A 13,754-nucleotide genomic window follows, 5' to 3' on the forward strand; every position below is an offset into this window, starting at 1 on the left:
TAAATGTAAACAGAAGTATTAATAAACCTCCGATTAATTGTATTGAAGTTATTGTTTCTCCAAACCATAATATTGATATTAAAACAGCTACAAGAGGATCTAAGTAACTGAAAATTGCAACCTCTTGTCCTTTTAATTTTGAAATAGATGAAAAATATAAAACATAAACTATCCCAGTGTGAAAAGCTCCTAATATAAAAAGATTTATTAACCCTAAATTACTTAAGGAGTAAATATTAAATCCTGAAGTTATTCCTACATAAGGCATTAATGTCATAACTGCTGCTGCAAATTGAAATACAGTTCGACTTATTCCATTTATATCTTTCATAGATTTATTAAGAAGAATCACTGTAGAATAAAGTAAAGCTGCTCCAAGTCCAAATAAAATGCCTTTAACATCACTCTTTTCAGTTCCCGTGCTATAACTTATTATAAATATTAATCCTGTAGTCGATCCTAAAAAACATAAAATTTGCTTCAAAGAAAGTTTCTCTTTAAATATAATAGAACTAGCTACGACAACTACAATTGGAGCAAAATAATAACATAGAGTAGCTACAGCAACACTTGTATAATTATATGCTTCAAATAGAAATATCCAATTAAAACCTATTGCTAATCCAGAAATAAATAGTTTGAACCAGTTATTTTTTAATGATTCGATTTGAAAATATTCTCTATTGAATATCATAAAAATACTTAATACTAAAAGTGCAATAATAGCTCTATAAAAAGCTATTTCAGATGAAGGAAGAGTAATACCTTTAACAAAAATACTTATAGTTCCAAAAGCTATCATAGATATAATTATTTTTAATTTAGAATTCATTTTCAATACCCCCTTTTAATTTTTATAAATTAGAGTATTTTACATTACTTTTTTAGAATTGTCTATTTAAAACTTTAACTTTAGTGATATAATATTATAATAAATAAAATTTTAGGAGGATTCATGAATAAATCCCAAACAAAAGAAAGTTTAATTTTAAAAAAATACTTTGGATATGATACCTTTAGAAAAGGACAACACGAAATCATTAAAAATATTTTACATAGAAAAAATACTCTAGCTATCATGCCAACAGGTGGTGGAAAATCTATATGTTTCCAAATACCAGCATTAATTTTTGAAGGTATTACTATTGTTATCTCCCCTTTAATATCACTTATGAAAGATCAAGTTGATGCTTTAAATGAAAATGGTATTCCATCTGTGTTTATAAATAGTAGTCTTTCAAATTCACAATGTGAGATTATTTATAATGCTCTTCTTTTTAATAAATATAAAATAATTTATATTGCACCTGAGAGACTTGAAAATACAAGATTTTTATCAGTTATAAAAAATATTAATGTATCACAAATCGCCGTTGATGAAGCACACTGTATATCTCAATGGGGACATGATTTTAGAGTTAGCTACAAAAATATTAAAAATTTTATTCAAGATTTAAGTAGTAAGCCTGTAATATCTGCTTTTACTGCTACTGCCACTCCCGAAGTCACTGAAGATATTTTAGAAAGCTTAAACATTGAAGCAAATATATTTAAAAATGGATTTAAAAGAGATAATCTAAAATTTTCTATTTTCAAAAATATAGATAATTTTAAATTTATACAAAAATTTATCGAAGAACATCCTAACGAAAGTGGAATAATATATACTTCTACAAGAAAAGAGTGTGAGCAAATTTATGAATACCTTTCAAAAGAAAAAAATGTTGCTAAATATCACGCAGGTCTTTCTGACAATGAAAGAATGAATAATCAAGAAGATTTTCTTTTAGATAGATGTAAAATAATTGTTGCAACTAATGCCTTTGGAATGGGTATAGATAAATCCAATGTAAGATGGGTTATTCATAATAATCTTCCTAAAGATCTTGAAAGTTATTATCAAGAAGCTGGTAGAGCAGGAAGAGATGGACTTATTTCGAGCTGTATTCTACTTTATAATCCTAAAGATATCATTATTCAAAAACTATTTATTGAAAATGAAAATTTATCTTCAGAAATAGCTAAAATTAGATATAGTAAACTTTCTGCTATGGAAAATTATACTAGAACTAATGGCTGTCTTATTGAATATATTATAAATTATTTTGAAAATAAACCCTTAGATGAAAATTGTGGAATGTGTGGAAATTGTGAAAATAAAGGTGAAGTTATTGATATAACTATTGAAGCTCAAAAAATTATCTCTTGTGTTGGTAGGTTAAATAATAAATATGGTGCTAAATTAATTTTAGAAATTCTAAAAGGTTCTAACAATGCAAGAATTAGAGAAAATCGTTTAAATGAACAATCAACATATGGATGCTTAAAAGATAAATCCTCTACTTATATTAAAACAATTATGGATTATCTTATAGGAAGTGATTTTATTGAAAGTACTGAGGGCAAATACCCACTTTTAAAATTAAAAGAGAGTGCTTATACTTTTATAAAATCTAAAGACACCTTATCTATGAAAGTTTTGAATAATGATAATGATTCTATTATGAAAAAAGAAAAACCTAACGATAAAAAAACTTCTTTACCTCTTATTCCTGGTGGAGAACAGTTATTTAATCTTTTATCTGAATACAGAAGTAAGACTGCTCATGATAACCATGTTCCATCTTATATAATTTTTTCTGATAAAACTATAATTGATATTTGTAATTACAGACCTAAAGAGAAGGATGAACTTTTAAAAATAAATGGTATTGGAGAAGCTAAATTTGAAAAATATGGAAATGATATTCTTTCGATTGTAAATAACTATACAGATAAATAAATTTTTAAACAATATATAAAGAGATAACCTTATTACATAATAAAGTTATCTCTTTAATTAGTTTTATTTAAAAATCATTATTTGACTACTACTTCCTATTCTGTATGGAATCATCCAAGTTCCTAGTCCTGAACTTACATATGTATGTGTATCTCCTATTTTTTTATATCCACCAGAGTTTTCATACATATAATTTACCACTAAATTAAATGGAAACAGTTGGCCTTTATGAGTATGACCTGATAAATACAAATCTACTTTTTCATTTCCCAACTCTTTTAAAGATTGAGGATTGTGATCAACAACTATAACAGAACTTTTTTTATCAACATTTTTTAAAAGTTCATCTAATGATTTTCTTTTTTTATTATACCTATCATCTCTTCCTACAATTGTTATTCCTTCAATTTTAACTATTTCATCTCTTAAAATATTTATTCCAAGATTTTTTATATATTCAATATTTTCCTCTATTCCTCCATAGTATTCATGATTTCCTAAAACTAAATAAATTCCATGTTTAAAGTTTGTTTCATCAATTATACTTTTAATATCATCAGTTATACTTTTATATGAATTATCTAAAAAATCTCCACCTATAAGAACTAATTCAACATTTTCATCTTTCATCTTTTCAAAAGCTATTTTTAATTTACTTCCATCAAACTTTCCATTTAAATGAACATCACTTATAAAAGCAAATTTTAAACCACTTTCTTTTTGAATTAACTCTTTTGGAATATTGTAATTTTTAATATCAATATTTTTAAAATTTCTATATCCCCAAAATGATAAAATCCCTAAACTAAAAATTATAAAGGTATGAAGACCTGTTTTTCTATAGCTAACCTCTCTTAAAATATCAATTGAGAATATTTTAAAAATAAGCGCAATTGATAAAAGGATTAAAGCTCCAAATATTATATAGTTGAGATAAAATAGATAATGTCCTAGAAAAATTTCTAAAGATATATTTCTTTTATTTCGATAAAAATAAAAAAGAATAAACGGTAAAAAAGTAAAAACTGGTATAAAAAGAAAATACCACAAGCTTCCATATATTTTATAAAAAATATATGCTACTCCTAATATAGGAAACATTAATAGCAGCATTCTTTGCAAAATCCAAATCATCTTCCCTCCATTTTAGTAAATTAGTTTTTAAATTGTAAATCATTATAGCACTTAGAGTAAACTCTAAGTCAATAAAAAAACTGTAGATTGATTTTATCCTTTCTACAGTTTTCATTTTTATTAATTATTTACCAATATCATTTTCAGCACCAGAGTAGATAATTCCATTCCAGTTAACCATATTTCTTTCAATTGCTACTTCTTCTAAGTTAACACCTTCTAGTGCAAACTTTTTAAATTCATTAAATCCTGTTCTATCAACAATATATCCAATATGTTCTTTTGGAAGTGCTCTATTAATATATGTATCAACATATCTATATGTATTTTTGATAATTTTTATTATGCTCTCTTCGTCAGCCCATAAAATCCAATCTTCAGCAAGTCTTGGATTTTTCTTTCCTGTTCTTCCCATAATAGCAAGTCTATAATATTTTTTCTCGTCTCTAACCCAAGATGATGTAGGACAGTTTAAAATACACTCTCCACATCCTATACATTTACTATGCTCTCTTATAACTGTATAATTTTCTGCTCTCAAAGCACCTGTTGATAATCCTTTACATTTTTTAACACATGCTCCACACGAAACACATCTTTCTTTTTCATATAAAGGCATAGTCATTCCAATTATACCAAAGTCATGCATTCTTGCTTTGATACAATCATTTGGACATCCTGTTAAAGCGATTTTAAAATGGAAATCATTAGGGAAAACTTCTTTCTCTATTTTTTTCGCAAAGTTTGTTGTATTATATTGAGCTTTAGGACAAACGCTATTTCCTATGCAAGCTGTTATATTTCTTGTTCCAGCAGCTGGATATCCATTTCCCTCTCCATTTGGTTGATTAATATCAAATCCATCAATTAAAACTTGGATCTCTTTATTTACTTCATCAATTTTTGTAATATCAATACCTTTTATCTCAAATCCTTGACGAGTTGTAATATGAACTTTTCCATTTCCATATTTTGAAGCTATTTCAGAAACTTTTAAAAGTAGTTCCGCTGTTATCTCTCCACCTGGAACTCTAACTCTTAAAGCTGTTTTCTTTCTATCTTTTGTTATTCTATATGCATTTTTTGTAAAACTTTTTCTACTTAACTCTAAAGCCATGGTCTCCTCCTAATCTAAAAGCGTTTTAGCTTTTACATAATTAAATATAGGTCCTTCTAAACAAACATATGTTTCATCGATTTTACAATGTCCACACTTTCCTACAGCACAAGACATATTTCTTTCAAAAGAAACCCAAATTTTATCCTCTGGAATTCCTAACTTTAAAAACTCTAATGCAGAGTATTTCATCATCATAGGAGGCCCTACTATAACAACTTCTAAATTATCAAAACCTTCATACATTTTCAAATGAGGAATATATTCTGTAACAAGTCCAACGCACTCTCCATCAATTCCACATCCTTTATCTACTGTTAAAATCATTGGAGCTTTTTTTCTCCATTTTTCAATCTCTTTTTTAAATAATATTGATTCTTGATCCTTAAATCCAAAAATTAGCTCAACATCTGTCTTTTCATCTTCTATTAATCTCTTTATTAAAGGTCTTACAGGAGCTGTTCCACTTCCTCCAGCTACAACTACAACTCTTTTTCCTAAATAGTTATCAACAGGAAAACTATTCCCATAAGCTCCTCTTAAAAAAATTGAATCTCCTGGAGTCAATTTAAAAATTTCATCTGTAACTTTTCCAACTTTTCTTATTAAAAATTCAATCCATCCCTCTTCATGATTACAATCAGCAACTGAAATTGGAGCTTCTCCTACCATAGGAATAGATAACTGTATGAATTGTCCTGGAGCTGGTTTAATAGTTGTTTTTACTTTAAATAACCACTCAATTGAACTCTCTTGAACTATTGATAAAATTTCCCCTTTTTCAGGCATATATATATTACTCATTATTATCACCTAACTTTTTCGATAGTTTATTTATACAGTTTATATAAGAGATATACTCAGGACACGCATCATCACATCTTCCACATCCAATACACATATGAGTTCCAAATCTTTTTTTATAATCAGAAATTTTATGCATAACTTTAAATCTCATTCTATCTCCAGATTTTTGTCTAAATTCATGCCCACCAGCCATAGTTGTAAATCCATCTACATGGCAAGAAGCCCAAACTCTTCTTCTTTCTCCAGTTTTAGAGTTATCTCTATTGAATATATCCTGAGTTGTGAAGCAAGTACAAGTTGGACAAACAAAGTTACATCTTCCACACTTAATGCATCTATCGTAATCTCTCCACATCTCATCATTTATAATATCTTCTAACTCTATGTTTTCAGGAACTGTAACTTTCTCAACATTTTCTGTTACAAATTCCATTTGGAACTCTTCCTCTTTTCCTTCATTAAAAAATCCAGTTAATTCTTCATCTTTTACATGAGTGTAAACTGCACCATCTTTAAATGTAAGTCCTAAATTATAATTTTCTGTTGTATTAGTTCCCATTGAAGCACAGAAACAGCTTTCCCATCCTTTTCCTGGGCAGCCAATAACTGCAAATTTAACCATTTTTTTTGCATCAGCATAATATTCATCTGCAAATTTGTTATTTAAATAGATATTATCTACTCTTTCAATAGCATGAAGATCACAACTTCTTAATAAAACTAAGGCTTTTTTTGTTCTTCCCTCAGGTTTTTTAAACTCATTCTCATTAAAGTAAAATATTGTTTGTCTTATAGGTAGTAGAATCTCTTTAGCTGAATAGTAACTTTTATCTTTTAGATTAATCTCTTCTAATTTAGTTATCTTCTCATATTTAACTAAATCAGTATCAGAGAACATTCCTTTAAAAGGAAGTGTAACTGGAGCATAGATATCATACTCTTTTGATAAACTTAATAAAGCTGTATTAAATTCATCATTTGTTAATAATTTTTTCATCTCTTCACCTCTTATACAACTGTTTTTATACTAGTATCTCATTCTATTACTTTATATAGAAAAAAATGTGTGACTCTAGTCACACATTTCTATATTGACAAAAAATAAATTTTTTTAAGATCAATTTGTAATCTTATTATTTTTCTCCTCTGAAAAGTTCAGTGATTCCCTTAATAAATACTCTAACATATTTATCTCCAGCTTCTCTGTAATTTTTGTGGTCCGGTCTTCTGAAGATTGCACTTAATTCTGATTCAGACATATTAATTCCACCTGTTTTAAATGCATCTATCATATCTTCACTTCTAAAAGCTAAAGCAATTTTTAACTTTCTTAAAATGTAATTGTTTATATTTTTATTATTTGGTATCTCTTCAGTTTTTTCTGGAGCATTTTTTTGTGGTCCTCTCTTATAAGTTATAAGTCCACTTAAAAATACATCTAAAGTTTTGTTGTTACAAGTCTTAAAGTTTTCATCTTCAGGCTTACTTAAAAGAGCTGTTAACTCTTCTAAAGAGATATTCATTCCTCCTAATTTGAAAACTTCCATCATAGCTTTATCATTTATTCTTAAAGCATATCTAACTCTTCTTAGAACGTCATTATTTGTCATTTGTTCCTCCTAATTTTTTTTAATTTTACTCATAATTATACCACAAATATAGGAGTATTCCTATTTTTTATTTTAACGTCTATAAAAATCTCTAATTTCTGTTTTTAAAATAAAGATTTGTCCATTTTCAACTTTTACAAAACCTAGCTCTTTAAGTTTTTTTATACCTCTTGAAACTGTTTCTCTGTTAGTACCTAGCATATCTGCTAAATACGTATTATTTACTTTTACTGTAAAACCATGAAATTCCTTGTGTTCATATCCAAAATCTTTTGCTAGTTTCCATAATTTTGCGGCAATTCTTTTATCCATAGATATAGTTGTTGTGTTTTTTAATTGTCTATATAAACGCTTTGTTTTTTTTGAAAGAGATTTTATCATTAAAATAGCTAACTCTGGATATTTTAAAATTAATCTTTTTAGTTCTTTTATTGGAATAATCATCACTTTTACATCAGTAAAAGCATCACAACTAACACTTGTTTTTTGTGATTCATCATATATCATTGTATCATTTAAAAATGAATCTTTTCCCAATAAATAGATTATTTTTCTTTTTCCATCTGAATTATCTTTATATACGGTAACATTTCCATTAATTATAAAATATATACTTTCACAAAATGAATGCTCTAAAAAAAGAGTTTCTCCCTGCTTAAACTCTTGGCATTGAGAAACTCTTAATAAATTATCTAAGCATTCCTTTGTTAGAGAACTACTTAAGTAATCTTGATTCATAATTAATATTTATTTGGATCAGCAGTTCCAGTTGTTACTAATTCAACACCTGAACTTGTTCCTAATCTTGTTACACCTAAAGATATATATTTTTCTGCAGTAGCTAAATCTCTTACTCCTCCTGCAGCTTTTAATTCAGCTTTATCTCCAACAATCTCTTTCATTAACATTATATCTTCAAAAGTAGCTCCGCCTGTTCCAAATCCTGTTGATGTTTTTACAAAATCAGCTTTTGCATCTAAACATAATTGAGTTGCTATTTTTTTCTCAGCATCAGTTAAGTAACAATTCTCTATTATAACTTTTAATACATTCGTTCCAATAGCCTGTTTAATTGCAGCTATTTCGTTTTTAACATATTCTGTTTCACCAGCTTTTAGCATTCCAATATTGATAACCATATCAATTTCAGATGCTCCATCTTCTATACAAGTCTTTGCTTCAAAAACTTTTGATTTTGTTGACATAGCTCCTAAAGGGAAACCAATTACAGCACAAACTTTAACGTCTGTTCCTGCAAGTTCTTTTGCTGCTAATTCAACATAGCATCCATTTACACAAACTGAAAAGAACTTATGCTCTTTAGCTTCTGCACATAACTTTATAATATCCTTTGGTTCTGTTGTAGCTTTTAATACTGTGTGATCGATATATTTACTTAAATTCATTTTTCCTCCTAAAATATTCTTTGTATTTATTATAACCCAATATTAGATAAAATTTCTAGAATTACTTTATTTTTTTCTACTTTTTTATCCACTATTGTATAAGCACCTTCTAAAAATCTAATAGATGACTCTAAATTTTTATCATTATGTTGAACAAAAGCTAAAACTTCCCCTGCTTCAACATAGTCTCCAACTTTTTTAGTTAATAGAACTCCAACAGAATGGTCAATTACATCATCTTTAGTTGCTCTTCCAGCTCCTAAAACCATTGCTGCTTTTCCAATCTCTTCAGCTTCAATTTTAGAAATCCATCCTGATTTTTTAGCTTTAAACTCATACTCTGATTTAAACTTTGGAAGTAATGCATAGTCATCAACTAACTTTGGATTTCCTCCTGCGGCTTCTATAAAGTTTTTTAAGTGTTGAATTGCAGAACCATTTTTTATAACTTCTGTAACCTTTTCTTTACCCTCTTCTAAAGAGTTTACATCACCTTTAATTTGAAGAGCAGTTGCAACTATTGTTTCTACAAGTTCAGTAAAGTCCTTTGGACCTCTTCCTTTTAAAGTTTCAATTGCTTCAATTATTTCATTAGCATTTCCAACAGCATATCCAAGTGGTTGATCCATATCTGTTAATAAAGTCACTACTTTTCTATCAAAAGAATCTCCAATATCAATCATAGTTTTTGCTAACTCTTCAGCTGTTTTTAAGTTTTTCATAAATGCTCCAGAACCAACTTTAACATCTAAAATAATTCCATCTGCATAAACGGCTAATTTTTTACTCATAATAGAACTTGCTATTAAAGGAATACTTGATACTGTTGCAGTTACATCTCTAAGAGAGTATAACTTTTTATCTAAAGGAACTATCGTATCTGAATATCCCATAATACCTGTTCCTACTTTATTTACCATTTTTACTAATTCATCTCTTGTTTCTGGAAAAACAAATCCAGGAATTGCTTCAAATTTATCTATTGTTCCTCCAGTATGTCCAAGACCTCTTCCAGAAAGTTTTGCAGTTCCTATGTTAAAAGCTGCAAATAATCCTGCTAAAGCAATAGTAGTTTTATCTCCTACTCCACCTGTTGAATGTTTATCAATTAAGAACTTTTCTATTCCATCAAACTTTATAACTTCTCCACTGTTCATCATAAGTTCTGTAAACACCTTTAGTTCATCTTTTGTCATTCCATTAAAATAAACTGCCATTAGAAATGAAGACATTTGATAATCAGGAACTCTATTTTGTAAATACTCTCCTAGTAAGAAGCTCATCTCTTCAGATGTTAACTCAATATTGTCTCTCTTTTTTTGAATAATATCTACCGCTCTCATACTCCACCTCGTTTTATTTTCATATTTTATATATTTTTCTAGCATTTTTTCTATTTTTATGATATATAAATTCTTATATAATAGATAGGACAATTGGCCCATTAAGGAGAATTTATGAAAAAAATAGAGCAATATATAAACTTTTTTAATTTAGACGATATTTTAATTAAAGAAGTTCATGAAAAATTATTAATAAAACACTATAAAAAAGGAGAGTATATTTTAGAAGCCCATAAGGGAACTAATAGTATCTATTTTATAGTAGAAGGAACTGTTGAAGTTTCTTGTATTCTTGATAATGGAAATCAAATATGTTTAAATATACTTAAACCTTTAGAAATTTTTGGAGATATTGAATATATTAATAAAGAGGAAGTTTTATTTGATGTTGTTGCTAAAAGTGATGTAGCGGTTATCCTTCTACCTTTTCAATTAGCAAAAGACTACCTTGAAGATAATATTAACTTTTGGAGATTTTTAGCTATTGAAGGGAACAAAAAGCTTTTAAATACAAATAGAGCCATATTTTATAAAAGTACATTAAAAGCAAAAGATATTTTTATAAAATATCTTGAAGACAATGGAGGAGAAATAACTTTTAAATCTCTAGATGAACTTTCAGGTAGACTTAATATAAGCTATAGAAATTTAACTAGAATAATTAAATTTTATATTAGTAAAGGTACCATAATCAAAGATAGAAATTTTATTAAAATTTTATAGGAGGATTTTATTATGAAAAATTTTATTTATGATGTTCCAACAAGAATTTTATTTGGAGAAGGACAAGTATCAAATATAGGAAAAGAAGTTAAAAAACATGCTAGTAAAATTTTGCTTCTTTATGGAAAAAATAGTATTAAAAAAAATGGATTATACGATGAAGTTATAAAATTCTTAACTGAAGAAGATATAGAAATCATTGAACTTTCTGGAGTTGATCCTAATCCTAGAATTGAAACAGTTAGAAAGGGAGCTGATCTTTGTAGAAAGTATAATTTAGAATTAGTTTTAGCTGTTGGTGGTGGAAGTACCATTGATTGTGCAAAAGGAATTGCTGCTCAAACTAAATATCATGGAGATATTTGGAAAGATCTTTGTGTAGATAAAAAATTTAATTTATTGACTGAAGCTCTACCTGTGGCTTCTATTTTAACGCTTGCTGCAACTGGAAGTGAAATGAATGGAAATAGTGTTTTATCTAATTCAAAAGAAAATTTAAAGTTAGGATTTAATAGTTATATTTTAAGACCTGTTTTCTCTATACTTGATCCTACATATACTTTTTCAGTTAATAAATATCAAACTGCAGCTGGTGCTGTAGATATAATGAGTCATCTTTTTGAACAATATTTTTCACCAGATAAAAAAGGTTATTTACAAGCTCGTATAATGGAAGGACTTTTAAAAACCGTTATTCACTATGCTCCAATTGCTTATGAAAACCCTACAAATTATGAAGCAAGAGCTAATATTATGTGGGCAAGTTCTCTATCATTAAATGGATTAACATCTGCTGGAAAAGAATCTACTGATTGGGCAACTCATCAAATGGAACATGAATTAAGTGCTAAGTACGATATTACTCATGGAGTTGGTCTTGGAATTTTAACACCTTACTGGATGGAGTATGTTCTTGATAAAGAAAATGTTCACAGATTTGTAGATTATGCAAATAATGTTTGGGGTATTTTCGGAGATGATGATTTTGAAGTTGCTAAAAAGGTCATTATAAAAACAAGAGAGTTTTTTAATTTATTAGATATCCCTTCTACTTTGGCAGAAATTGGAATTGACAGTTCGAAGTTCGAAGAGATGGCAACTAGTGCTACAAGATTAGGACCAATAGGAACTATGAAAAAGCTTGAATTTAAAGATGTTTTGGAAATTTTAACAATGGCTTTATAATTTAATAATAGTCTGAGATTTTACTCAGACTATTATTTTTTTCTTATTTAATTTGATTATAGGCTTTTTTATTAAGATTAAAAAATAAAAATATCAATGTAATTCCTAAAGATCCCCCAAGAGTATCTATTAAAACATCTTTTAATGCAGGTCCTCTTCCTGGTATAAATCCTTGATGAAATTCATCTGTACATGCATATAAAGTTGTTAAAATTATACTTACTAAAGCTGATTTTTTATCTAAAACTTTAAAACTTAAAAAATAACTACTACCTAAGACTAGATATATTGTAAAATGTGCTAATTTCCTAACATCTAAACCAAATATTTCTAAAAAATCTTTTAAATATTGAAGTATAAAATTAGATTGTTTTAAAGACTCTTCACCATTTTGATGAGAAAACCAGAAAATCAAAATCATAGTAGCAATAGAAATAAATCTAAATAATCCTGTTCGATTCATTGAGTATCTCCCTTTTTCTTATTTTTTGTTTTTTATCTTTCATTTTATATAGTTCAATATCTGCTTTTTTATACAAACTATTTAAACACTCCTCTTTTTCTCTTTCAGCCATACCTACACTGATACTAAACTTCAAATCAGTTGAAATATTCTCCTTTAATATATCCTTTTCTATTCTTCTATAAATTTTTTCTAACTCTTTTAAAGTTCCTTCTATAATTATTGAGAATTCATCTCCACCTATTCTAATTATAAAATCATCAATTTTTCTTACATTCCTTTTTAAAACTTCTGATATTTTTTTTAAAACTAAATCTCCAACATCATGACCATTATTATCATTTATCTCTTTAAATTTATCAATATCTAAAAGCATCATTGAAAAAATAGTATTTTTTTTCTTTTCTAAAAGCTTCTTTACTTTTTCTTCATAAAAATTTCTATTATACACACCTGTTAAAAGATCTTTATAAACTTTTTCTTTTAAATCCATTGTTTTCTTCTTCGAATCAGTAATCTCTTTTACCATCCCTAAAATTCCATAGTCATTGTTTCCTAAATCAACTCTAGATTTAAATGTTTGATACCATCTTTCTTGAAAATTTTCCTCTTCATAAAAATTTCCATTTTCCAAAGCTTTTCTATTATTAGCTTCACACTTCTCTGCCATCTCTTTTGGAAAAAATTCACTCTCTTTTTTTCCAATTATATCTAAATAACTTTTTCCAATATATTTAGCATATGCTTTATTAAAATATTCTATTCGCCCTTTTGAATCTAAATAAAATATAAAATCTTGAACTGTATCTAACATTGTTACTAGTTTATATTCAGATTTTTCTATTATTTCATGAAATTCTATTTGCACAAATTTTTGATTTTCAACTTCTATATCATAAGTTTTTACTTGATAATTTTCAATTAAGCTAAAATCTTTTACTAAAAAATTTAAATATTTTTCATCAATGTTCTGCTCCTTTAAAATATTCTTCATTTTTTTATTTAAATATTTAGCTTCTAAGTTACTATCTAAAACTAATATTCCTATTGTCAGATTGTCTAATAATATATTTTTAAACATCTTACACCTCTTAACTTTTTTATATTTACTACATATTTTATCACATTTTAAAAATTATAAAAATTTTTTTATTTTCTTCAAAAATTTTTAATTTCTATACTAC

At 27.1% G+C, this 13,754-nt stretch carries 14 protein-coding genes; 3 read left to right on the plus strand and 11 right to left on the minus strand.

Annotated features, from left to right (window positions below):
* The coding region (locus Q0V08_RS06440) for an EamA family transporter (protein ID WP_297433144.1) at positions 1-832 on the minus strand (832 nt) is incomplete at its 3' end.
* A gap of 123 nt (positions 833-955) precedes the next feature.
* Between Q0V08_RS06440 and recQ the strand changes: the two genes are divergently transcribed.
* Positions 956-2,782, plus strand: a complete 1,827-nt coding sequence (gene recQ, locus Q0V08_RS06445) for a DNA helicase RecQ (protein ID WP_297433146.1) — start codon at positions 956-958, stop codon at positions 2,780-2,782.
* 63 nt (positions 2,783-2,845) lie between these two features.
* Here the strand turns inward: recQ and Q0V08_RS06450 are convergent, their stop codons facing one another.
* The 8 genes from Q0V08_RS06450 to Q0V08_RS06485 all read right to left on the minus strand — a co-directional run bounded on the left by Q0V08_RS06450 (position 2,846) and on the right by Q0V08_RS06485 (position 10,199).
* Positions 2,846-3,916 (minus strand): metallophosphoesterase, encoded by a 1,071-nt coding sequence (locus tag Q0V08_RS06450; RefSeq protein ID WP_297433148.1) that lies wholly within the window; start codon positions 3,914-3,916, stop codon positions 2,846-2,848.
* Between the two features lie 124 nt (positions 3,917-4,040).
* Positions 4,041-5,033: a sulfite reductase subunit C gene (asrC, locus tag Q0V08_RS06455; RefSeq protein ID WP_297433150.1), complete on the minus strand. Its 993-nt coding sequence runs from the start codon at positions 5,031-5,033 to the stop codon at positions 4,041-4,043.
* Positions 5,034-5,042: 9 nt separating this feature from the next.
* Positions 5,043-5,837 carry an anaerobic sulfite reductase subunit AsrB gene (gene asrB, locus Q0V08_RS06460; protein ID WP_297433152.1) on the minus strand — a complete coding sequence of 265 codons (795 nt, stop codon included), beginning with the start codon at positions 5,835-5,837 and terminating at the stop codon, positions 5,043-5,045.
* Complete coding sequence (gene asrA / locus Q0V08_RS06465; RefSeq protein ID WP_297433154.1) at positions 5,830-6,837, minus strand: anaerobic sulfite reductase subunit AsrA; 1,008 nt, start codon at positions 6,835-6,837, stop codon at positions 5,830-5,832. The genes asrB and asrA overlap by 8 nt, the downstream gene beginning before the upstream one ends.
* Positions 6,838-6,973: 136 nt before the next feature.
* Positions 6,974-7,450 carry a DUF1456 family protein gene (locus Q0V08_RS06470; RefSeq protein ID WP_297433156.1) on the minus strand — a complete coding sequence of 159 codons (477 nt, stop codon included), beginning with the start codon at positions 7,448-7,450 and terminating at the stop codon, positions 6,974-6,976.
* Between the two features lie 72 nt (positions 7,451-7,522).
* The gene (locus Q0V08_RS06475; protein ID WP_297433158.1) at positions 7,523-8,188 is read right to left on the minus strand and encodes a Crp/Fnr family transcriptional regulator; all 666 of its coding nucleotides are present in this window, start codon (positions 8,186-8,188) and stop codon (positions 7,523-7,525) included.
* Positions 8,189-8,190: 2 nt separating this feature from the next.
* On the minus strand, positions 8,191-8,856 hold the full coding sequence (deoC, locus tag Q0V08_RS06480) for a deoxyribose-phosphate aldolase (protein ID WP_297433159.1): 666 nt from the start codon (positions 8,854-8,856) through the stop codon (positions 8,191-8,193).
* A gap of 29 nt (positions 8,857-8,885) precedes the next feature.
* Positions 8,886-10,199, minus strand: coding sequence for a thymidine phosphorylase (locus Q0V08_RS06485; protein WP_297433161.1), 1,314 nt, complete (start codon positions 10,197-10,199; stop codon positions 8,886-8,888).
* 114 nt (positions 10,200-10,313) lie between these two features.
* Between Q0V08_RS06485 and Q0V08_RS06490 the strand changes: the two genes are divergently transcribed.
* Both Q0V08_RS06490 and Q0V08_RS06495 read left to right on the plus strand, forming a co-directional pair.
* Positions 10,314-10,922 carry a Crp/Fnr family transcriptional regulator gene (locus tag Q0V08_RS06490; RefSeq protein ID WP_297433163.1) on the plus strand — a complete coding sequence of 203 codons (609 nt, stop codon included), beginning with the start codon at positions 10,314-10,316 and terminating at the stop codon, positions 10,920-10,922.
* Between the two features lie 12 nt (positions 10,923-10,934).
* Positions 10,935-12,107, plus strand: coding sequence for an iron-containing alcohol dehydrogenase (locus Q0V08_RS06495; RefSeq protein WP_297433165.1), 1,173 nt, complete (start codon positions 10,935-10,937; stop codon positions 12,105-12,107).
* A 43-nt stretch (positions 12,108-12,150) separates the two neighbouring features.
* On the opposite strand, the gene Q0V08_RS06500 is transcribed toward Q0V08_RS06495, so the two are convergent.
* Both Q0V08_RS06500 and Q0V08_RS06505 read right to left on the minus strand, forming a co-directional pair.
* Positions 12,151-12,570, minus strand: a complete 420-nt coding sequence (locus Q0V08_RS06500) for a VanZ family protein (protein WP_297433167.1) — start codon at positions 12,568-12,570, stop codon at positions 12,151-12,153.
* The gene (locus Q0V08_RS06505; protein WP_297433169.1) at positions 12,548-13,651 is read right to left on the minus strand and encodes a GGDEF domain-containing protein; all 1,104 of its coding nucleotides are present in this window, start codon (positions 13,649-13,651) and stop codon (positions 12,548-12,550) included. Before Q0V08_RS06505 ends, Q0V08_RS06500 begins: the two co-directional genes overlap by 23 nt.
* Positions 13,652-13,754 lie beyond the last annotated feature (103 nt).

This window comes from uncultured Cetobacterium sp. (genome assembly GCF_947038635.1).
Lineage (GTDB): Bacteria > Fusobacteriota > Fusobacteriia > Fusobacteriales > Fusobacteriaceae > Cetobacterium_A.